This is a genomic window from Streptomyces blattellae, from assembly GCF_009709555.1.
GTDB classification, from domain to species: domain Bacteria; phylum Actinomycetota; class Actinomycetes; order Streptomycetales; family Streptomycetaceae; genus Streptomyces; species Streptomyces blattellae.
Map to the genome: position 1 here is coordinate 1 of NZ_WJBG01000222.1, position 19,051 is coordinate 19,051.

The 19,051-nt window shown below is 70.5% G+C and carries 21 protein-coding genes and 3 pseudogenes; 8 read left to right on the plus strand and 16 right to left on the minus strand.

Features of this window, described 5'->3' with window-relative positions; all coding sequences use genetic code 11:
* Positions 1-24 precede the first annotated feature (24 nt).
* The 6 genes and pseudogenes from GFH49_RS31560 to GFH49_RS31580 all read right to left on the minus strand — a co-directional run bounded on the left by GFH49_RS31560 (position 25) and on the right by GFH49_RS31580 (position 5,058).
* On the minus strand, positions 25-1,251 hold the full coding sequence (locus tag GFH49_RS31560) for an IS110 family RNA-guided transposase (protein ID WP_155053965.1): 1,227 nt from the start codon (positions 1,249-1,251) through the stop codon (positions 25-27).
* Positions 1,252-1,489: 238 nt separating this feature from the next.
* Positions 1,490-1,771, minus strand: a complete 282-nt coding sequence (locus GFH49_RS41660) for a hypothetical protein (protein ID WP_408055973.1) — start codon at positions 1,769-1,771, stop codon at positions 1,490-1,492.
* 149 nt (positions 1,772-1,920) lie between these two features.
* Positions 1,921-2,031 (minus strand): annotated as a pseudogene (locus GFH49_RS40650) (2-keto-myo-inositol dehydratase); the annotation flags it as partial.
* A gap of 9 nt (positions 2,032-2,040) precedes the next feature.
* Entirely contained in the window at positions 2,041-2,961 is a 921-nt protein-coding gene (locus GFH49_RS31570; RefSeq protein WP_155059482.1) for an ATP-binding cassette domain-containing protein, read from the minus strand.
* Between the two features lie 4 nt (positions 2,962-2,965).
* On the minus strand, positions 2,966-4,045 hold the full coding sequence (locus tag GFH49_RS31575) for an ABC transporter permease (protein ID WP_155059483.1): 1,080 nt from the start codon (positions 4,043-4,045) through the stop codon (positions 2,966-2,968).
* Entirely contained in the window at positions 4,045-5,058 is a 1,014-nt protein-coding gene (locus tag GFH49_RS31580; RefSeq protein ID WP_155059484.1) for a sugar ABC transporter substrate-binding protein, read from the minus strand. Before GFH49_RS31580 ends, GFH49_RS31575 begins: the two co-directional genes overlap by 1 nt.
* A gap of 304 nt (positions 5,059-5,362) precedes the next feature.
* Between GFH49_RS31580 and GFH49_RS31585 the strand changes: the two genes are divergently transcribed.
* Entirely contained in the window at positions 5,363-6,100 is a 738-nt protein-coding gene (locus GFH49_RS31585; RefSeq protein ID WP_155059485.1) for a PfkB family carbohydrate kinase, read from the plus strand.
* A 1-nt stretch (position 6,101) separates the two neighbouring features.
* A complete protein-coding gene (locus GFH49_RS31590; RefSeq protein ID WP_155059486.1) occupies positions 6,102-6,881 on the plus strand; it encodes a GntR family transcriptional regulator in 780 nt (259 codons plus the stop codon).
* Between the two features lie 8 nt (positions 6,882-6,889).
* On the opposite strand, the gene GFH49_RS31595 is transcribed toward GFH49_RS31590, so the two are convergent.
* The 3 genes and pseudogenes from GFH49_RS31595 to GFH49_RS31605 all read right to left on the minus strand — a co-directional run bounded on the left by GFH49_RS31595 (position 6,890) and on the right by GFH49_RS31605 (position 9,052).
* Entirely contained in the window at positions 6,890-7,708 is an 819-nt protein-coding gene (locus GFH49_RS31595; RefSeq protein WP_155059487.1) for a DUF427 domain-containing protein, read from the minus strand.
* 58 nt (positions 7,709-7,766) lie between these two features.
* A pseudogene (locus GFH49_RS31600) lies at positions 7,767-8,296 on the minus strand (aldo/keto reductase).
* Positions 8,297-8,389: 93 nt separating this feature from the next.
* A complete protein-coding gene (locus GFH49_RS31605) occupies positions 8,390-9,052 on the minus strand; it encodes an NUDIX domain-containing protein (protein WP_155059488.1) in 663 nt (220 codons plus the stop codon).
* Between the two features lie 146 nt (positions 9,053-9,198).
* On the opposite strand from GFH49_RS31605, the gene GFH49_RS31610 reads away from it, so the two are divergent.
* Entirely contained in the window at positions 9,199-9,423 is a 225-nt protein-coding gene (locus GFH49_RS31610; protein ID WP_155059489.1) for a hypothetical protein, read from the plus strand.
* 77 nt (positions 9,424-9,500) lie between these two features.
* On the opposite strand, the gene GFH49_RS40655 is transcribed toward GFH49_RS31610, so the two are convergent.
* From GFH49_RS40655 to GFH49_RS31625, 3 genes are all read right to left on the minus strand, one after another.
* A complete protein-coding gene (locus GFH49_RS40655; RefSeq protein WP_230396611.1) occupies positions 9,501-9,809 on the minus strand; it encodes an ANTAR domain-containing protein in 309 nt (102 codons plus the stop codon).
* Positions 9,810-9,950: 141 nt separating this feature from the next.
* The gene (locus tag GFH49_RS31620; protein ID WP_155059490.1) at positions 9,951-10,202 is read right to left on the minus strand and encodes a DUF5133 domain-containing protein; all 252 of its coding nucleotides are present in this window, start codon (positions 10,200-10,202) and stop codon (positions 9,951-9,953) included.
* Between the two features lie 106 nt (positions 10,203-10,308).
* Positions 10,309-10,785 (minus strand): Hsp20/alpha crystallin family protein, encoded by a 477-nt coding sequence (locus GFH49_RS31625; RefSeq protein WP_155059491.1) that lies wholly within the window; start codon positions 10,783-10,785, stop codon positions 10,309-10,311.
* A 251-nt stretch (positions 10,786-11,036) separates the two neighbouring features.
* On the opposite strand from GFH49_RS31625, the gene GFH49_RS31630 reads away from it, so the two are divergent.
* Complete coding sequence (locus tag GFH49_RS31630; protein ID WP_155059492.1) at positions 11,037-11,882, plus strand: esterase/lipase family protein; 846 nt, start codon at positions 11,037-11,039, stop codon at positions 11,880-11,882.
* Between the two features lie 37 nt (positions 11,883-11,919).
* A complete protein-coding gene (locus GFH49_RS31635; protein ID WP_155059493.1) occupies positions 11,920-12,789 on the plus strand; it encodes a GNAT family N-acetyltransferase in 870 nt (289 codons plus the stop codon).
* A gap of 51 nt (positions 12,790-12,840) precedes the next feature.
* On the opposite strand, the gene GFH49_RS31640 is transcribed toward GFH49_RS31635, so the two are convergent.
* The 3 genes from GFH49_RS31640 to GFH49_RS31650 all read right to left on the minus strand — a co-directional run bounded on the left by GFH49_RS31640 (position 12,841) and on the right by GFH49_RS31650 (position 13,833).
* Positions 12,841-13,020 (minus strand): hypothetical protein, encoded by a 180-nt coding sequence (locus GFH49_RS31640; RefSeq protein ID WP_155059494.1) that lies wholly within the window; start codon positions 13,018-13,020, stop codon positions 12,841-12,843.
* Positions 13,021-13,128: 108 nt separating this feature from the next.
* The gene (locus GFH49_RS31645) at positions 13,129-13,554 is read right to left on the minus strand and encodes a hypothetical protein (RefSeq protein ID WP_155059495.1); all 426 of its coding nucleotides are present in this window, start codon (positions 13,552-13,554) and stop codon (positions 13,129-13,131) included.
* Positions 13,555-13,605: 51 nt separating this feature from the next.
* Positions 13,606-13,833, minus strand: a complete 228-nt coding sequence (locus tag GFH49_RS31650) for a DUF6480 family protein (RefSeq protein ID WP_155059496.1) — start codon at positions 13,831-13,833, stop codon at positions 13,606-13,608.
* A gap of 485 nt (positions 13,834-14,318) precedes the next feature.
* Between GFH49_RS31650 and GFH49_RS31655 the strand changes: the two genes are divergently transcribed.
* The gene (locus GFH49_RS31655) at positions 14,319-15,503 is read left to right on the plus strand and encodes an alcohol dehydrogenase catalytic domain-containing protein (protein ID WP_155059497.1); all 1,185 of its coding nucleotides are present in this window, start codon (positions 14,319-14,321) and stop codon (positions 15,501-15,503) included.
* A 142-nt stretch (positions 15,504-15,645) separates the two neighbouring features.
* Here GFH49_RS31655 and GFH49_RS31660 read toward each other — a convergent pair.
* A pseudogene (locus GFH49_RS31660) lies at positions 15,646-15,837 on the minus strand (helix-turn-helix domain-containing protein); the annotation flags it as partial.
* A 455-nt stretch (positions 15,838-16,292) separates the two neighbouring features.
* Here GFH49_RS31660 and GFH49_RS31665 point away from each other — a divergent pair.
* Together GFH49_RS31665 and GFH49_RS31670 are read left to right on the plus strand one after the other, a co-directional pair.
* The gene (locus GFH49_RS31665; RefSeq protein ID WP_155059498.1) at positions 16,293-17,513 is read left to right on the plus strand and encodes a polysaccharide pyruvyl transferase family protein; all 1,221 of its coding nucleotides are present in this window, start codon (positions 16,293-16,295) and stop codon (positions 17,511-17,513) included.
* 36 nt (positions 17,514-17,549) lie between these two features.
* On the plus strand, positions 17,550-18,995 hold the full coding sequence (locus GFH49_RS31670) for an FAD-dependent oxidoreductase (protein ID WP_155059499.1): 1,446 nt from the start codon (positions 17,550-17,552) through the stop codon (positions 18,993-18,995).
* Positions 18,996-19,051: the final 56 nt, after the last annotated feature.

Below are 19,051 nucleotides of genomic sequence, written 5' to 3' on the forward strand. Positions count from 1 at the left end.
TCAGACACCCCATGTCGTTTGGTGTCAAGCGGTATGGGGTTGTGCGTGGTGCGACCAGGCGGTTGCTTCGTCGTAGAGGGTGCGGGTCTTGAGGCATCCGTGGAGGATGCCGACGAGCCTGTTGCCGACCTGGCGGAGGGCAGAGTTGTAGCCGGCCTCGCGGGCTCGCTGCTTGTCGTAGTACCGGCGGGCGCCGGGTGAGGCCCGCAGGGCGGAGAACGCCTGGCGCTGAAGCGCGTCGGCGAGCCGGTTGTTGCGCACGTAGCGGGCCTGGACGGTGTGGCTCTTGCCGGAGGCCCGGGTAACGGGGCTGGTTCCGGCGTAGTTCTTGCGGGCCTTGGCGGAGCTGTAACGGGTGGGATCGTCCCCGAACTCGGCGAGCACCCGGGCGCCGGTGATCTCTCCGATGCCGGGCATGGAGAGGTAGATCTCAGCGTCCGGGTGCGCGAGAAAATGCGCCTTCACCTGCTCTTCCATCGCGGCTATCTGTTCGTTGAGGGCGATCAGGAGACGAGCATGGGCGGTCGTGGTGGCCCCGTAGGCGGCGGCCACCGGCTCGGGCAGTTCCAGGTGCTTCTCGCGCAAGGCGGCCTGGATGGCCCCGGCCTTCTGGTCCCGGTTGTGGCGTCGGGCGCGGGCCAAGATGGCGGTGATCTGGATGCGGGTGAGCCTGGCCGCCGCCTGGGGGGTGGGCGCCTTGATGAGCAGTTCCAGCGCGTCGGTGCTGGTCAGCTCCAGGCTCGCGTAGGCGTTCAGGGCTGCGGGGAAGTACTCGCGCAGCGTGTTGCGCAGTCGTTGGAAGGTGCGGGTGCGTTCCCAGATCAGGGTCTGGTGGGCGCGGGCGACGACCTTGACGGCCTGGGCCTGGTCGCTGTCGCCGGCGATGGGCCGCAGCTGGTCGCGGTCGATGCGGACCATGTCGGCCAGCGCGTGGGCGTCGCCTCTGTCGCTCTTGGCGCCGGAGGTGCTGTACCGCTCCTTGAACCGGGCGACCTGCCGAGGGTTGATCGCGTAGACCCGGTAGCCGGCCGCAAGCAGGGCCTGCACCCAGGTGCCGCGGTCCGTCTCGATCCCGACGATCACGTCGCAGGGGACGAGGTCCTCACCCGCATGCTTCGCCACAAGCTCGTGGAGCTTGGTGATACCGTCCGCGCCCTCGGGCAACCTTGCGGTCGCGAGGCGGCGGCCGGTGGTGTCCTGGACTTCGACATCGTGGTGGTCCTCGGCCCAGTCGTCGCCGATCAGCAGCAACTCATCCTCCAGGTCAGGTACTTCCCGGTCATGCAGCCCGCGGAAGACACGGCACGCGGCCTAATGGATCCAGTGCTCACGCTCAGCTCGGCGGGCACGCCACCCCATCAGCGGTCATGGCCTTCCGGCCAACCAGCAGGGGCACGGTCTGACCACAGAACTCACAGTGGTTCCGGCGACATAAGTGCTCACCTGCTGGCGGCTACGGCACCGAGTCTCTCCGACCCGGCAGCTCCCATTAGGCGCCGCAGGACCGCAGGAACCTCCGGGTACGGACAGCGATGGGCAGCGGCTTGCCGGGCTCGCACGGGTACATGTCCTGCTCGACGGTCGCGAACAGCTCCACGCCCGGCCCGGCCCGAACGGCACCCTCGGTGACCCGGTCGGGCCAGGCCGGTCGGGAGACAGCCGTACGGGCCCAGCTCGATCCAGGATCGACGTCCTCTCCTGCCCGAGGGCAGAGGATTCCAGTCCGTACCTCCCCCAGTTCTCGACTTCGCTCGAACCGGGGGACCTCCATCGCGGTACCACCACGGGTTCCTGTTTCACGGGCCACCGCCGACCGGTGAGGGTCGGTCTTACACGGCCTCCGCAGGCCTGACTCCCTCCGGGTCACTACCGGCTAGCACCTCCACCCTGAAAGGCGGAGCACTGGGCAAGTGTCCGGCAGCCGGCTTCCGCGACCTCGTCCAGGAAGCGTTCCCAGGGCACCTGCCGGGGGTCGTCGGGGAACCAGACGCCCCAGGAGTCGGGGGCCGCGCCGACCCGGATCCGGGCCAGCGCGGGGGGTCATTTCAGGGTCTTCCCTTCGGAGGGCGTCGCCACGGGGGCGGTGAGGTCCTCCTCTTCCGGCAGCTCCTCGACGTCGACCCCGCGCACCTGCGCCAACTCGTGCTTGAGGGCAGCGAGTTCGGTGCCGCCGGCCATGTGGTTGGTGAGTTCCTCAAGGCTGACGTCGTCGCGGGAGGCGTTCAGCTCCATGGTGCCGAGCCGGAGCACGCTGAAGTGGTCGCCGACCATGTAGGCGTGGTGGGGGTTGTGGGTGATGAAGATGACGCCGAGGCCGCGCTCGCGGGCGGCGGCGATGTACTTCAGGACCACGCCGGACTGCTTGACGCCGAGGGCGGCGGTGGGCTCGTCCAGGATGAGGACGCGGGCGCCGAAGTAGACGGCTCGGGCGATGGCGACGCACTGGCGCTGGCCCCCGGAGAGGGTGCCGATGGGCTGCTCCAGGTCGTCCAGGACGATGCCCATGTTGCGCAGCTCTTCGTCGGCCGTCTTCTTCATCCGCTCGATGTCCAGGCGGCGGATCGGCCACGGGCCCTTGGTCATCTCCGAGCCGAGGAAGAAGTTCCGCCACACCGGCATCAGGGGGACCACGGCGAGGTCCTGGTAGACGGTGGCGATGCCCCTGTCGAGGGCCTCGCGCGGGGTGGAGAACCGCACCGGCTCGCCGTCGACGAGGAACTCGCCCTCGGTGTGCTGGTGCAGACCCGAGATGATCTTGATGAGGGTGGACTTGCCGGCGCCGTTGTCGCCGAGGACGCAGGTGACCTGCCGGGGGAAGACCTTCAGATCGACCTCGTACAGGGCGCGGATGTTGCCGTACGACTTGCCCGCGTTGCGCAGTTCGACGAGCGGCGCGTCCTTGTCGGGGACCTTGTCCATGAGGACGGCGCCGTGCGTGCCTGTTCCGTTGGTGGATGTCATCAGGTCACCTCCTGGTCGCCGTACGGCTGACCCACAGATTGATCAGGACGGCGCCGAGCAGCATCACGCCGAGGAACGCCCTGAACCAGTCGGCGTTCCAGCCAGCGTAGACGATGCCCTGCTGCACCATGCCGAACATGAAGGCCCCGAAGACCGGGCCGATCGCACTGCCGGCGCCGCCGGTCAGCAGACAGCCGCCGATCACCGCCGCCGAGATGTAGATCAGCTCGCTGCCGACACCCTCGCCGGACTGCACGGTGTTGAAGGAGAACAGCTGGTGCATGCCGAGGAACCAGGCACCGAAGCCGACCAGCATGAACAGTGAGATCTTGGTGAAGTTCACCGGCACACCGACGGCTCGCGCGCTGTCCTTGTTGCCGCCGACCGCAAAGATCCAGTTGCCGTACTTGGTGCGCAGCAGCACCCACGTGGCGATCGCCGCGAAGACCAGCCAGTACACGATAGTGATCTTCACATTGACGCCGCCGACCTCGAAGGACGAGGCGAAGATCGACTTGGCCTGGTCGAAGCCGTCCATGTCGCTGATGTTGTCGGTCGCGACATCGCCGGTGACCAGTCTCGTCACGGCCAGGTTGGCGCCCTGGAGGATCAGGAAGGTGCCCAGCGTGACCAGGAAGCTGGGCAGTCCGGTCTTGACCACCATCCAGCCGTTGAAGAACCCGACCGCGAGCGAGACCAGCAGGGCCACGATCACACCGGCCCAGACGTTCAGGGTCAGCTGGTAGCTGAGCATGCTCGCGGTGAGCGCCGAGCTGATCACCGCGACGCCGGACGACAGGTCGAACTCCCCGCCGATCATCAGCAGCGCCACCGGGATCGTCACGATCCCGATCGTCGACGACTGGTACAGGATGTTCGCCATCGAGCTGCCGTCGCGGACCGGCGGCGCCGAGATGAGGAAGAAGACGTACACCGCGACAGCGCCGAGGAAGACTCCCACCTCGGGGCGGGCGAGCAGCCGGAGGGCCAGGGGCCGTTCGGCGGTCCGCCCGTCGGTTTCCTTGCCGGGGCCGGAGGCCGGCGGTGTGGTCACCGCCGGCTCAGCCTGTTGAGCCATGCTCATCACCGAGTGCCCTTCGCGGCGTAGTCGGCGACCGAGTCGACGTTGGACTTGTCGACGAACGCCGGACCGGTCAGCACCGGCTGCTCACCGCCGCCCATGTAGTTGCCGTTGTTCTGGTAGAGCCACAGCGAGTCGACCGCCAAGTAGCCCTGGAGGTAGGGCTGCTGGTCGACGGCGAACTCGATGCTGCCGTCGCTGATGGCGCTGGTCAGCTCCTTGTTGAGGTCGAAGGTGGCGACCTTCGCCTGGCTGCCCGTCTCGTCGACCACCTGTGCGGCCGTCAGCGCGAACGGGGCGCCGAGCGTGACGACGTAGTCGATCGCCTTGTCCTCCGTGAGCTTGGCGGTGATCGTCGACTTCACGGACGGCATGTCGGTGCCGGTGACGTTGACGCGTTCGACCTCGCCGTTGAAGGTGTTGTCCACGCCGTCACAGCGCTGGGTGAGGCCGATGTTGCCCTGCTCCTGGATGACACAGACGGCCTTCTTGGCACCGGCCTCGTTCAGCCGCTTGCCGAGTGCCTCGCCCGCCACCGTCTCGTCCTGGCCGAAGAACTCCATCAGGCCGAGATTCTGCCATTCGCTCACACCGGAGTTGAGGCCGACGACGGGTATGTTCGCCGCCTCCGCCTTGCTCACGACGTCCGCCAGGGCGTCCGGCTTGGCGAGGGTGACCGCGATGCCGTCGACCTTCTGGTCGATGGCGTTCTGCACCAGGTTGGCCTGGTTGCCCGCGTTGGGGTCGGCGGAGTAGATCAGCTCGATGTTGTCCTTGGCCGCGGCGGCCTCGGCACCCTTGCGGACGATGTCCCAGAAGGTGTCACCGGGCGCCTGGTGGGTGACCAGGGCGACCGTCATCCTGGGAGTGTCGGCCTTGCCTGCCGAGGCGCCGTCCGCGCTCTCCTCGGCGTTCTTGCCGCCGGAACTGCTGGAGCAGCCCGCGAGGGTCAGGGCAGCTGCCGCCGCCGCGGCCACTACGGGGGCGAATCTGCGGGAGCGAGAAGAGCGGTCCATCGTTTTCCTGCACCTCACTGTGCGACGGGAACGACGGCGCAGGAGGCGGCGGATCGGGGGGATCCGGGCTCCGGGGCCCTTGCGGGACCGGGTCTTGCGCCGCCGAACGTGGCTGGTCTGCTGGGACGGGATCCAATCCCTTGGCGGGGCCGCTGTCAATAACTTTGTCAAGACATCATTTCACAAACAGGTCCGAATGTAAGAACAAACCATTGACAGCATCGGCCCTCGCGCCCTACAACCTGAGAGTCGGCAGGCCCCACAAGGGGGACCACCTTCCCGCAGAGCTCGACGAGGAGCGCGCATGGCCGAAGCCCAGCCATATGATCTCATCACGATGGGCCGGGTAGGAATCGATCTCTACCCGCTGCGGTCCCGGGTGCCCCTGACACGCGCCGAGACCTTCGGGGGCTTCCTCGGGGACGCGGCCGCGGACGTGGCGGTCGCCGCCACCGGCCTGGGCCGCTCCGCCGCCGTGCTGACCTGCACCGGCGACGATCCCGACGAGATGGACTACTTCGCCGTCCGTGCGGCCCGCGTCTTCTGGATCACCGGTACCGGTCTGAGCCACGAGCCCAGACGGTCCGCCGTCCTCGCCGCGCTCAAGGCCCGCGGCAGGGCGGGCATCACCGTCTTCGACCTCGACTGGCGCCCGCAGTCCTGGTCGGACCCCGACGAGGCCCGCCCGTACTACGCCGAGGCGCTGCGGCACGCCACCGTCGCGGTCGGCACCCTCGACGAATGCGAGACCATGACCGGCGTCCGCGAACCGCAGGCGTGCGCACGGGCGTTGCTCGACGCGGGCGTCGAGACGGCGGTGGTCAGGCAGGGCGCCGAGGGCGTGCTCGCCGTGCGCCGCGACGGCACCACGGCCGAGGTCCCTCCCGCCGGCGTCGGGCCGGCCGGCGGCCATGACGGGGTCGCGGCGTTCGGCGGGGCGCTGTGTCACGGGCTGCTGTCGGGCTGGGATCTGGCGACGACCGTACGGTACGCGGCCGTCACCCCCGCCCCGACTGGCCGCCCTTCACAGGAAGTTGGATAGCGTGGCGAGGACCGGCGGCTCCGCGCGTGCCACCCCGGGGCTCGACGCGGTGGACTTCGCCCTGGACCGGGGCAGTCCGGTGCCGCTGTACTACCAGCTCGCCCAGCAACTGGAGGCGGCGATCGAGCACGGCGTGCTCGCCCCGGGCAACCTCCTGGGCAACGAGATCGACCTGTCCACCCGTCTCGGCCTGTCCCGGCCGACCGTCCGCCAGGCCATCCAGTCCCTCGTCGACAAGGGCCTGCTGGTCCGGCGCCGAGGCGTCGGCACCCAGGTCGTGCACAGCCAGGTCAAGCGCCCGCTCGAACTCAGCAGTCTCTACGACGACTTGGAGGCGGCCGGGCAGGGTCCCACGACGGAGGTCCTGCGCCACGAGCTGATGGCGGCCACCGCCGACGTCGCGGCCGCCCTCGGCCTCGCGGAGGGCGCCGAGGTCGTCGTCCTGGAGCGGCTGCGCCACACGCACGACCAGCCGGTGGCGTTCCTCTGCAACTACCTGCCGGCCGGCCTGCTCCCCCTGGACACGCCCCGCCTGGAGTCGACCGGCCTGTACCGCCTGCTGCGCTCCGCCGGCATCACCCTGCACAGCGCCCGCCAGACCATCGGCGCCCGCTCCGCCACCCCCGGCGAGGCCGCCCGCCTCGACGAGAAGGAGGGCGCCGCCCTGCTCACCATGCAGCGCACGGCCTACGACGACACCGGCCGGCCGATCGAGTACGGAACGCACATCTACCGCGCGTCCCGCTACGCCTTCGACTTCCGTCTGCTGGTCAGGCCCTGAACGGCCCTTCACCGCGTGCGCGGCCGGGTGCCGAGCGACGCGCTGAACGGGGTGACCGGGCGCTCGGCGCGCTCTCCGTCCACGGTGATGTCGACCGCCTCGTTGAAGAAGGCGAGGCGTCCCTTGATCACGGCCACCGCGGTCAGCGGGTCCGGGTAGCTCCAGAGGAGGTTCGGCGGTACGCCGGCCCCGCCCCGCCACGACCAGTAGTCGGCGGTGCCCTTGTACGGGCAGGACGTGTGGTGCTCGGTGGGGACGAACAGGTCGCGGCGGACGTCCTCGGGCGGGATGTAGTACCGCGTCGGCAGGGAGGTCTCGAACAGCAGCACCGGGCGATGGGTGTCGGCGACGAGCGTGCCGTCGATCTCGACCCGCACATGGCGGCTGCTGGGCAGCGCGTCCACGCGTTTGTGCGGGTCACGCGGGTGGACGAAGATCTCCTCGTCCTCCTCGTACCAGTGGTCGAGGCCGCTGTCCCAGCGCAGGAACCACGCGAAGGCGATGTGCCCGGCCAGGTCCTCGGCGGGGAAGACCCACGCCGCGTTCTCCACCACCTCGCCGTCGGCCTCCAGGTCGTAGAAGACCCGCGCACCGGTGTGCGTGCCGGTCGGCGGGTCCTTGGCCGGGCGGAGGAGGTCGGTGCGGACCTCCTCGCGCGGGAAGGCGTACTGCGGGACGGGCAGTCCGGGCTCCCAGACGAGGACCGGATGCCTGCTGTCGACGACGGTGACCTCGCCCTTGACGCCGCGCACCCAGCGTTCGCCGGGCTCCCACAGGAGGCCTTCGGGAGTGGTCCGGATGGATCGCTCGGTGGGAAGCATGGGCATGACCCGCTCTCCTTCGGCTCATCCAGCAGCCTACTGCGGAGCCGAACGGCCGTCGCGGTCAGTGGGCCGCGTCCAGGCGGGCCCGCTGCTTGGCGGTCAGCTCCAGGTCGACCGCGGCCAGGTTCTCGTCCAGCTGCGCCACCGACGACGCCCCCGCCAGCGGTACGATCGGCAGCTCGCCGCCGGTCTGCCAGGCCAGCACCACCTGGTTGACGGTCGCGCCGGTCTCCTTCGCGACCTCCCGCAGCACCGTCAGGCGGCCCGGGTGCCCGGGTGGTCGGCATAGCCGGTGCCGGGGGCCAGGGGGCGGGCCCCGAGCTTGGTCGCGATGACGATCTCGTCGCCGACGCCGCGGCTGCGCCGCCACCGGCCGAGCAGTTCCTCGCTCTGTCCGCCCTGGCTTCCGTCCACCCAGAAGGCGTAGTTGTCGGAGGTGTCGACGAAGGTGCCACCGGCCTCGGCATAGCGGTCGAGCACCGCGAAGGAGGTCTCCTCGTCGGTGCGCGAGCCGAACAGCATCGCGCCGAGTGCGAGCACGCTGACCTCGCGGCGGGTCTTCGGATCGGTGCCGATCGTGCGGTACTTCATGGCGGGTGCCTCCCGTTCACGCGTCCGCGTTCGGGGCGCGTGAACGGGAGTCTTCAGCTTGAAGTGCGCTTCAAGTCAAGGCAGTACGCCGGTTCATCGCGCGAACGGCCCCTCCAGCGCCGCCCATTGGAGCAGCATGATGGTCTTGGCGTCGGCGATCTCCCCGGCGCGGATCATCTCCAGGGCTCCGCGGAAGGGCACTTCGAGGATCTCGATGTCCTCGCCCTCCTCGTCCAGTCCGCCGCCCTCGTGGGTCTGGGTGGACGGTCCGTACTCGGCGGCGTAGAAGCTGACGCGTTCGGTGACCGAGCCCGGGCTCATGTAGACGTCGAAGACATGCCGGACGGCGCCGATCGTGTGGCCCGTCTCCTCCACCACCTCACGCCGTACGGCGATCTCCGGGTGCTCGTCATCGTCGTCGAGCAGCCCGCCCGGCGTCTCGATCAGCATTCCGTCGGGGTGGCCGTTGACGTAGACGGGGTAGCGGAACTGACGGGTGAGCAGCACGGTTTCGCGTTCGGTGTCGTACAGAAGCATGGTGGCGCCGTTGCCGCGGTCGTGTGTCTCACGCTGCTGGGTGCTCCAGGTGCCGTCGGCGTGGCGGAAGTCGAACGTGGTCGCGCGCTCGACGTACCAGTGGCTGGAGAGCAGGGTCACCTCCCGCACCTTCACACGCGGGTTGCCGCTCAGGTCCAGGCCGGTCCGGTCGAGCCCGGTGCGGCCACGGCGGTCGGGGGTGTCGATACCGGCGGTCATCGGGCCCCGCCATGGGGGCGGGGAGCAGCCGGGCGGGAAGGACGGGGGTGATGGGTCATGCCCGTCTTCTACCAGTTCGGAGAGCACGGTGGGCGGTCTTTCATCGCTGACATGCGGCTGCTCACAGTCCGGATGATCCTGAAGTCATGTCCACACCGATTCGCGTGATCGTGCACCCGCCTTCGCCGACGGGCGGCCGGCGGGTGCGCGTGGACGGGGAGATCCTGGGCCTGGCGTACGGTCTGCGGGACCTGGCCGAGTTCCTCCGCCGAGCTGGTCTGGAGGTCGATCCGGACGACGTGGCGCACCTGACGTGGATCGACTGGCGCGGCGTGGGACCGGAGCACTGGGGCCCCGGGACCACGGCCTGAGTCACTCACCACACCGGCCGCAGCGGACTTCCGTGCCTGGCGCCGAAGTGACGTCCCGGGGACTGGGCGGGGCGTGATCAAGCGGCCCCGCGGTGCCGCAGCCTGCGCGCCAGCTCGTCCCGGATGTCTGCCGCAAGGTCGCCGGTCGCGCCCCAGGCCACGACCAGCTCGGCCACCTGCCGCAACTTGATGTTGGTGTCCATGGACGTCTCCCTGAGCACGTCCCACGCCTCAGCGGGTGAGATGCGGCCGACTGCGACGATGACCCCCATGGCCTGGTCGATCGACGCATGGGACTCGACAGCTTGCTCCAGCTGGCCGACCTTGGACTCCAGCTGGTGAATCTGGTCGCCGTGGGTTTCGGTCGGCTCGGCGGGGCTGTCCACGTCCGCTCCTCAGGAGGTAGGGGGCAGAGCCTTCGGCAGTTCGTTTGCCCTGCCTGGCTCGGCTTACCCACGCGTGACCACCGTTGAATCAGGCCGGGGCGCGGGGCGGCCACCGCGTGGAGGGCGTAGACGTCGTAGACGTCAGGGAACGGCGGTCTGCGCCTGGTCGGGCCGGCGGGCGGCCCGGTCGGCTCCGGATTTCACGAGAAAGGCTTCCGCGTGTGCTGCGGCGTCGGCGGCGTCGCGTTGTCCCATGAGGACGCAGAGGGTGTAGGCGGCGTCGTCGAGCCGACGGTGGCGGAGGAGGTTCGCCGGGTCGTGCAGCAGACCGGCCTGAGCCGACCGGTAGGCGCGCAGCGCCGCGGCGACGGTCCCGACATGAGGCATCAGCATCTTCGTGTCCTATCTCCCTCGTGCCGCCCGATCGGCCTTCGCACGGCAATCGCGAAGCCGCGGGGCGGGGCTGCCGTGCGAAGGCGTGGCGGCGCACACCCGGCCTTCAGGACTCGGTGATTTCGATGTGCCGCGGCTTGGTGGCCTGCGCCTTGGGCACCGTGACGGTCAGGACACCGTCGTGGAGCGTCGCGCTGACCTCGTCCGGACTGAGATCGGCGGGCAGGAGAGCCCGGTACTCGAAGCGGCCGCCACGGCGAGTGCTGCGGCGCACTGTGCCTTCACGCGCCCGCTCCTGGTACTCACCCGTGATGCGCAGTTCCCGCTCGCTCATCTCGATGTCGATGTCGTCCCGCTTGATCCCGGGCAGTTCCGCCTCGATCACGTAGGCGTTGTCGGTCTCCCGCATGTCGGCCGCCGGGGACCAGGCCAGGGCGGCCGGGGCGGTGGCGGCGCCCTCCAGCAGCCGGTTCATGCGCTCGAACAGCTCGTCGAACTCAGCGGCGACCGGTTCGCCCCATCCGAAGCCGGAGAACGGCCTCTCCGGCAGGCTGCCGGGCCGACGTCGTACAGGCAGCGTCATCGCGGTCCACCTCCGCGAGATTGGGTCATTCGGGTCACTTTCCATACTGCGCGCCCCCGCCGAACCAGGCGAGTCAACCCCGCACGATCCGCCGGACAGCCCTGCGCGTCGCCCGTGCCATCCCTACGGTCCGGGTCGACCAGAGTGACGCAAGGGGAATCGGGTCGGCGTGCGCAGCGGTTCCAACAACAGGACAATTGGGGTTCCATACCGGGAGGTGAGCGGTTACGGGCACTCCCTTCAGGACGCAGTTGTCGGTTCCGGGGCTTTCACCGATACGCGGCATCGGCGCAGAAGCCGCCCGGGCGGCCGTTCGCCTGGCCAGGCTTCCGCTCGACATAGCCGTGGAGGGCCTGGGGCAGCTGGCCGGATGGCTCACTCGCTCCACCCCCGCGCTGTCGCCGGTGGCGGGTGAGCCGGCCGCCGCCGGCGCGGGGATCCCGGTGCTGCTGGTGCACGGCCTGGCCGACCGGGACTGGGTCGTCTCGGCACTGCGGCGGGGCCTGGACGGCTGTGGCGCCAGCCCCTTCGTCCCGGTCAGCTACAACGCGCTCAGCCCGGACATCCGCTCGGCGGCCCGGACACTCGGGGACCAGGTGGAACTGGCGCATGCGCGCGGTGGCGGGCGGCCCGTGGTCCTGATCGGGTACAGCCTGGGCGGGCTGATCGCCCGGTACTACGTCCAGCGGCTCGGCGGAGACGCGTACGTGCCGCTGGTGATCACTCTGGCGACACCGCACAGCGGGACCGTGACGGCCCTGCTGGCCCCGCCCCACCCGCTGCTGCGCCAGCTGCGCCCGGGGAGCGACGTACTGACCGAACTCGCCGAGCCGGCCGCGCGATGCCGTGCCCGGTTCGTGGCCTTCTACAGCGACCTGGACGAGGCCGTCATCCCCGCTGCCAGGGGCCGCATCGACCATCCCGACCTGAAGGCGCGCAATGTGCTCGTGCCCGGTGTCGGCCACCTGACGCTTCCCCTCCACCAGCCGGTCATCGACCTGATGCGCTCGCTGCTGACCAAGGCCGGCCAGGCGCCCTCCGCCGTATGTCCGCGAGCCCGTGACAGCGGTGCCGAACCGGAGGAGGCTGAGACGTAGCCGGTAACAACGTCAGCACCTGTGCGGACCGAAGACCATGGCTTCTTCACCCAGCCCTGACAGCAGCGCGACGGTACGCCCCTATCGTCCCGAGGACGAGTCCGGCGTCCGAGCCCTGATCGATGCCGACCGGCTGCCGGGGCAGCCGCTCTGCACGCCGGAGAAGCTGGCCGCCGCGCGGCCCGGTCCGCTCGCCCCGGCCGACTGGTCCCTACCGGCCCGGCCGAGGATCAGCGTCCTGGCGGACGCCGCGGACGGCCCGGTCGGCGTCATCGCCTACCGTTCCTTCGCCGGAGTGCGCACCGGCGCGATCTGCTGGCTCCACGCCCGGGAGGACCCGCCCGCTCTGCGCGCCCTGGTGGACCATGCCCTCGCCGAACTCGCCCCCTGCCCGCAGATCGAGGCGTTCGTCAGTGCACCGCCGGGTCCCCTGGGACCGGGAGGGCTGCCCCGCACCCGGCGCGGCACCACTCACCGCGTCCTGCTGCAGACCGGTTTCACCGGCCGCCGCCAGGGCCGTTACCTGCGCTGCGCGCTACCGGCCGAGTCGGCGCCGGCCAAGCTGGTCGCCGACGTCTTCCCCTGCGACGTCCCGCCGGGCCACCGGCTGATCATCCGTGAGGCCGCCGAGCCGGTCGCGGAAGCCCTGGCCGGTGTCGGCCCCGACCGCACGGCGACCGTTTACTGGATCGAGACCCAGCCCGCCCATCGCCGCCGCGGCCTGGGCCGGAAGGTGCTCGGCCAGGCTCTGGCACTGCTGGCCGAGCAGGGCGCCGACGAGGTCTCGCTCGTCATCGACGACATCCAGAACCGCGAGGGCGAGCCGGCACTCCGGCTCTTCGCTTCGTTCGGCTTCACTTTCGTCGACCAGCTGTGGACCTACCAGCGCCGCCGCCCGGGCGCATGAGCCAGAAGCGCGGAGTTCACCGTCCCGGGGTTCACCGTCCCGTCCCGGGGTTCACCGTCCCGTCGGGACGTCGTCCACCCGCTCCCCCTCCGCTTGAGACGGTTCGGTCCTGGGTACGTCCGGGTGCTGCTCCGTGGCGCTGCGCTCACCGGGCTCGTTGCGCTCCCCCTCGGCCTGCGACGGGGTGTGCGCGTACAGCCAGCGGTCGTAGTCCGAGGCCTGGGACTGCATGGCGGGCCTCCTTCACTCGCTTAACGCCATGGTCCACCTTCGGCGGAGACGCGGCGAGAGCAGCGCTGCGCTCGCCGGGGGCCGGGGTTCCCTCGTGTGCCGACGGACTCACTCCCCGCCTTCACCCGCCGGTGGCAGCCGTTCGTCGGGCACGACGTGCACCGCGGCCTCCTCCGCGCCCGCCGATGCGTTCCCGGTGCCCTCGGTCCCGGTGCCCTCGGTCCCGGTGCCCTCGGTCTCAGAGCCGGGTTCCCCGGTGGTGTCCGTCCGCGCGTCCTCGTCCGGCACCGGCGCCTCGGGTACCTCCTGCGCCAGTCTCTCGTCGAGGGACTCGCCCGCGTGCTGCTCGGCCGCCGTGGTGCCCGCCTTGGTGACGCCCGTCGGTTTCTCCGGCGGGGAGTAGCCCTCGTCGAGCATGTCGTCGTACGTGCGCTCGTCCACCGCGTCCTGAAGGTCCAGCGGTGCGGCGTCCTCCTGCTCCTCGTTGCTGCCCGTGGGCTGATGGGCGTCGTCCGCCCTGCTCTCGTCGCTCATCTTCGCCTCCTCGGGCGACGGGTTCCCCTACGGCCTCGTGGAAACCGTCGGTCACAGCGCCAGCGCGAAGGCGAGGAAGAACGCCGCGCACAGCACGACGACGATCAGGATGACGGTCAGAGGGCCCTTGGCCCAGCCCTTCGCCGGGTTGTACGTCTCCTGCGGGCCGGCCCAGGGCGTACTGCCCTCGGCAGGTGGCGTCTCGCCGGGCGGCACGCCCCCTCCGGGCTCCAGACCGGGAGTGGTGCGCGGGTCCGGATCAGGGTTCTTCTCGTTCATTTCTCGTGCCTCTCCATGTGTGCCGTCGCCGGGTACCCGCGCCCAACGGACTCCAAGAGTCCGGATCGGTCGCCTCTGTTGAGCGGGGCGGCAAGCCTGGTCCGCCGGCGTTTTCCAGGGCTGCGAATGGACACTCAGGAGAGGAGCAAGAGCCCTACGGGGCGAGGGAACCAACCGGACCGCGACAGGGCCGGATACAGAAAGAAGATGAACCGACGTGACCGTGGAAGTCAGGAAGACGCCTGCCGTCCAACGACCCGAAACGGGCTGGGCGAGGGCACGCCGGGTGCGTGGGCAGAGCATACGTACCTGCGTGCGCGCGAGTGTCCAGGGCGACGCGGGGCAGACGCGGCGCGGGGACGACTGGAACGTCGTGCGGGGCGAGGACTGAGCCACGGTCGACATGCGCGGACGCGGGACCGCTCAGCGGTGATCCCCGTCCCGGAGCGCGCGGAACATCACCACGACCGTGAAGGAGCCACACCATGCGCGCACTGACCTGGCAGGGCAAACGAGACGTGCGGGTGGAAACCGTTCCCGACCCGCGGATCGAGAAGCCCGACGACATCATCGTGAGGGTCACGTCGTCCGGCATCTGCGGTTCCGACCTCCACCTGTACGAGCTCTTCGGCCCCTATCTGGACCCGGGCGACATCCTCGGCCATGAGCCGATGGGCGTGGTCGAGGAAGTGGGGCCGGACGTCCACGCGGTCACACCCGGCGACCGCGTCGTCATTCCGTTCAACATCTCCTGCCGCGACTGCTTCATGTGCGACCAGGGGCTGCACTCGCAGTGCGAGACGACCCAGGTCCGCGAGCGTCACAGCGGCGCCGCGCTGTTCGGCTACACCAAGCTCTACGGGCAAGTGCCCGGCGGCCAGGCGGAGTTGCTGCGTGTGCCGTTCGGCAACAAGCTGCCCATCAAGGTGCCCGCCGGACCGCCCGACGACCGTTACGTCTATCTCTCCGACGTCCTGCCGACCGCCTGGCAAGCGGTCGAGTACGCGGACATCCCCGAGGAGGGCACCGTCACCGTCCTGGGCCTCGGCCCCATCGGAGACATGGCCGCACGGATCGCCCAGCACCGCGGCGCCCGCCTGGTCGTGGGCGTGGACCTCGTCGACGAGCGTCTGTCGCGGGCGAGCGCCCGGGGCGTCACATGCTTCGACGCGCGACGACACGGAAAGGACCTGCCGGAGGCGGTGCGAGAGCTCACGGACGGGCGCGGCACCGACGCGGTCATCGACGCCGTCGGCATGGAGGCGCATGGCGCACCGTTCGCCAAGGCGGCGCAGTGGGTCACCGGGCACCTGCCCGACGCCGTGGCCCAGCCGCTCATGGAGCATGCCGGAGTGGACCGGCTGGGGGCCCTGCACGCCGGCATCGACGTCGTACGCCGCGGCGGCACGCTTTCGGTCTCCGGGGTCTACGGCGGTGCTGCGAGCCCGATGCCGCTGCTGACGATGTTCGACAAGCAGATCCAGGTACGGATGGGCCAGGCCAATGTCTGGCGCTGGGTGGAGGACATCCTGCCGCTGCTCACGGACGACGACCCGCTCGGTGTCGACACGTTCAAGACGCATGCGATGCCGCTGGAGGACGCCCCCAAGGCGTACGCCATGTTCCAGGCCAAGGAGGACGGCATGATCAAGACTCTGCTCAGGCCCTGACGGCGAGGACGGTCCCGTGGCATCGCCCGGGGCGGGGGGGGTGGGCGGGGTCGCGCGTGGGCGAGGGCGGCGGGTGTCGGCGAGGCGGCTGTGGGCGAGGCCACGCCGCTCACGCGGCGCGGCCGTAGGTTGTCGTCGTCGGTTCCTCGGTCTTCTTCCACGCCGTCAGCATCGTTGACGTGGCGTTGTAGTTCACCCGCTCCTGCCGCGTCCATGCCTCTGTGCGTGCGGCGAGCGCCATGTTGTAGACCTTGCGGACGCAGCCGAACGTGCGTGACAGCTCGGCTGCCTGCTCGTCCGTGGGATAGAAGCGGTACTTGAACGCCCGCTTCACCTGCGTCGTAACTGACCAGCAGATTTGATCTGCACGGTCTTCCGCCCTGGCGGCGAAACCCCGCTCCCTGCCCTGCTCCGCGGGAGTCCGTTTCCTCTCCGCCGTGAACGGCGGAGTATCCACGGAGGAACCTGATGACCCATGTCCTTCACCTCCAGCCTGAGCGGCGGCCCGGACGGACCCGCCGCGGCGGTCCGAGTGCCCCCTGTCCGTGGGTCCACACGGAGGGCCGCCCGCGCCTGCGACCTGGCTGCGCCGCCCGCTCCTGTCGGCCCTGCGGCACTCCAGCAGGCCCGGCACCGTCGTGAGGTTTCCTCCGCAGGACCCGGGCAACTCGGGCCCGACGACGCATCGACGGCGTGTTGCCCCACCCAAGGCCCGATTCCGCAGTTCCTGGCGGAGAAACAGCCGGACTGCACCGAGGGTCCCCCGTCTCCTCGGAACAGGAGCTCCGGATGACGATCAACCAGCGCCCGTCGCCTGTTTCGTCGGATCTGCGCATCGGCCTGCTCGGCTCGTACGGTGGGCGCAACATCGGCGACGAAGCGATTCTGCTGTGTGTTCTGAGTTGCCTGCGCGCCCATCGGCCGCGCGCCCGACTCGTCGTCTTCAGCCGCAACGCCGAACACACCCGCGCCCACCAGCGGGAAGCCGACGAGGTGATCGACTGGGAAGGTGTCCCGCAGAAGCCCGTGCTCGACGCCGTCGCCGGACTGAACCTGCTGGTGCTGGGCGGCGGCGGGATCCTCTACGACGGGGAGGCGCGACGCTATCTGCGGCTGGTGCGGGCGGCCCACGGGCGCGGCGTGCCGACGTTCGCCTACGCGATCGGCGCGGGCCCGCTGCGGGAGGCGGACGACCGGGAGGCCGTACGCCTGGTGCTGCCGGAGATGACCGACGTCGTGGTGCGGGACGAGGAGTCCCGCCTCGTCCTGGAGGAGGTCGGCGTCGAGCGCGACCTCACCGTCAGCGCCGACCCGGCGCTGCTGCTCACACCGGAACCCTTCACCGAGCAGATGATGCGGCAGGAGGGCCTTCCCACCGATGCCCGGCTGGTCGGGATGTCGGTGCGTGAGCCCGGCCGGGCGGCGGAGAAGCTCGACGAGGACGGCTATCACGCGCTCCTCGCCGACGTCGCGGACTTCCTCGCCCGGCGTCTGGACGCCCACGTCGTCTTCGTGCCGATGGAGCGCGAGGACGTGCGGCACGCGCACGGCGTGCTGTCCCGGATGAGCGCGCCCGACCTGGGCCGCATCCTGCACAACTCCTACAGCCCCGGCGAGGTGCTCGGCTTCATGAGCCACCTGGACATGGTCGTCGGCATGCGCCTGCACGTGGTGATGTTCGCGGCGCTGTCCGGCCTGCCCGTGCTGCCGCTGCCCTACTCCGGCAAGGTCTTCGACTTCGCCCGCCGGACGGGGGCGCCCGCGCTCGTCGGCGTGGCGCGGGAGCAGGCCGGACTCCTGCTCGCCGAGGTGGACCGGCTCTGGGACGAGTTCCCCCGGCGGCACGAGGACCTGAGCAGCCGGGTCCGGGGGCTGCGGACCCAGGCCCGGGAGACCTGCGCCCGCTGCGGAGCCCTCCTCGACTCCCTCGACGGCGATACGCGCGGCACACGGCGGGCACAGGTCAGGAGGACCGCTGGTGAGGAGCGCGCCGTGGGTGACCGTGGGTGACCGTGGGTGACACAACCGAGTCGACGGGAAGAAGCGATGCCGATCCTGGAACCACTCCAACCCGCTCGGACCGTCACCCTTCCGCCGCGTGCGGCCCGCCATGGCGGGCGTACGGACGTCCTGGTCGTCGGCGGCGGCCCGGCCGGCACCGCCGCGGCCTACGCGGCGGCCGACGCCGGCGCCGGCGTGGTGCTCGTGGAGCGCTACGGCTTCCTCGGCGGCAACGCCACGGTGGCACTGGTGATGCCGCTGATGTCCTTCCACAACGAGCAGAAGCAGGCCGTGTTCGACGAGAGCGGATACGGCCGCCGGCTGCTGCCCACCGACCACGGCGAGGGCGAGCCGGTGGTGGCCGGGTTCCTGTGGCTCCTGCTGGACCGGCTCACCGCGCGCGGCGGCTGCACGCCGCCCTCCCCCGACACCGGCTACACCGTGCCGTTCGACCCCGAGCTGTACAAACTCGTCCTCCTCGACCTGCTCGACGAGGCGGGTGTGCGCATGCTGTTCCACTCCTTCGCCTCCACCGCGCTGCCCCTCGACGACGGCTGGCGGGTGGTCTTCGAGACCAAGTCCGGGCCGGTCGTGATCGACGCCGGTGTCGTCGTCGACGGCACGGGGGACGGCGACATCGCCGCCGCGTGCGGAGCGCCGTACGAGATCGGCCGCCCGGAGGACGGGCTCGTGCAGCCGATGACGCTCATGTTCCGTGTCGTCGACTTCGTGCAGCCGCGGTTCGCCGAGTACGTCAGCGAGCATCCCGACCAGTGGCGGGGCGTGCACGGGCTGTGGGAGCTCGTCGAGGAGGCCACCGAGGCGGGGGAGCTGCGCCTGCCCCGCGAGGACATCCTGTTCTTCGGCACCCCGCACCCCCGCGAGGTCAGCGTCAACAGCACCCGGGTCACCCGGGCGCTCGGCACCGACGTGTGGGACCTCAGCCGGGCCGAGTACGTCGCCCGCCACCAGATGGCACAGATCGACCGCTTCCTGCGCGAGCACGTGCCGGGTTTCCAGAAGTCGTACGTGGCGCAGAGCGGCGTCCAGATCGGAGTGCGGGAGACGCGCCGCATCCTCGGCGGCTACCACCTGAGCGGACACGACATCCTCACGGCGCGCTCCTTCCCCGACGCCGTCGCGCACGGCGCCTACCCCGTGGACATCCACAACCCCCGCGGCAGCGGCACCGTCCTCAAGCGCGTCCCCCGCGGCAGCTTCTACGACATCCCCCTGCGCTGTCTGCTGCCCCGCGACACCGACCGGCTGCTGGTCGCCGGACGCTGTATCTCCGGCTCGCACGTGGCGCACTCGTCCTACCGAGTCATGCCCATCTCCATGGCGACCGGCCAGGCGGCCGGTGTCTGCGCCGCGCTGTCCGTCCGGCTCGGCCGCAGCCCCCGCGAGGTGCCCTTCCATCTCGTCCAGCGCGCACTCAAGCGCCAGGGCGCCCACCTGCGCCTGGAGCCCCGGGCGGCCACGCGGCGCTGACCAGGCGCTCCGCCGCCCACCTCGATGGGCGGCTCCGCCGCGGGGCGGTGCCGGCG

Bases quoted from the DNA above. Each gene is read 5' to 3' on its own strand.
- GFH49_RS31665 (WP_155059498.1), top strand. From the start codon at position 16,293: ATGACGATCAACCAGCGCCCGTCGCCTGTTTCGTCGGATCTGCGCATC.
- GFH49_RS31595 (WP_155059487.1), bottom strand. From the start codon at position 7,708: ATGCCCATGCTTCCCACCGAGCGATCCATCCGGACCACTCCCGAAGGC.
- GFH49_RS31585 (WP_155059485.1), top strand. From the start codon at position 5,363: ATGGCCGAAGCCCAGCCATATGATCTCATCACGATGGGCCGGGTAGGA.
- GFH49_RS31640 (WP_155059494.1), bottom strand. From the start codon at position 13,020: ATGCAGTCCCAGGCCTCGGACTACGACCGCTGGCTGTACGCGCACACC.
- GFH49_RS31610 (WP_155059489.1), top strand. From the start codon at position 9,199: ATGTCCACACCGATTCGCGTGATCGTGCACCCGCCTTCGCCGACGGGC.
- GFH49_RS31645 (WP_155059495.1), bottom strand. From the start codon at position 13,554: ATGAGCGACGAGAGCAGGGCGGACGACGCCCATCAGCCCACGGGCAGC.
- GFH49_RS31670 (WP_155059499.1), top strand. From the start codon at position 17,550: ATGCCGATCCTGGAACCACTCCAACCCGCTCGGACCGTCACCCTTCCG.
- GFH49_RS31650 (WP_155059496.1), bottom strand. From the start codon at position 13,833: ATGAACGAGAAGAACCCTGATCCGGACCCGCGCACCACTCCCGGTCTG.
- GFH49_RS41660 (WP_408055973.1), bottom strand. From the start codon at position 1,771: ATGGAGGTCCCCCGGTTCGAGCGAAGTCGAGAACTGGGGGAGGTACGG.
- GFH49_RS31655 (WP_155059497.1), top strand. From the start codon at position 14,319: ATGCGCGCACTGACCTGGCAGGGCAAACGAGACGTGCGGGTGGAAACC.
- GFH49_RS31635 (WP_155059493.1), top strand. From the start codon at position 11,920: ATGGCTTCTTCACCCAGCCCTGACAGCAGCGCGACGGTACGCCCCTAT.
- GFH49_RS31575 (WP_155059483.1), bottom strand. From the start codon at position 4,045: ATGAGCATGGCTCAACAGGCTGAGCCGGCGGTGACCACACCGCCGGCC.
- GFH49_RS31580 (WP_155059484.1), bottom strand. From the start codon at position 5,058: ATGGACCGCTCTTCTCGCTCCCGCAGATTCGCCCCCGTAGTGGCCGCG.
- GFH49_RS31620 (WP_155059490.1), bottom strand. From the start codon at position 10,202: ATGCTGATGCCTCATGTCGGGACCGTCGCCGCGGCGCTGCGCGCCTAC.
- GFH49_RS31605 (WP_155059488.1), bottom strand. From the start codon at position 9,052: ATGACCGCCGGTATCGACACCCCCGACCGCCGTGGCCGCACCGGGCTC.
- GFH49_RS31570 (WP_155059482.1), bottom strand. From the start codon at position 2,961: ATGACATCCACCAACGGAACAGGCACGCACGGCGCCGTCCTCATGGAC.
- GFH49_RS31625 (WP_155059491.1), bottom strand. From the start codon at position 10,785: ATGACGCTGCCTGTACGACGTCGGCCCGGCAGCCTGCCGGAGAGGCCG.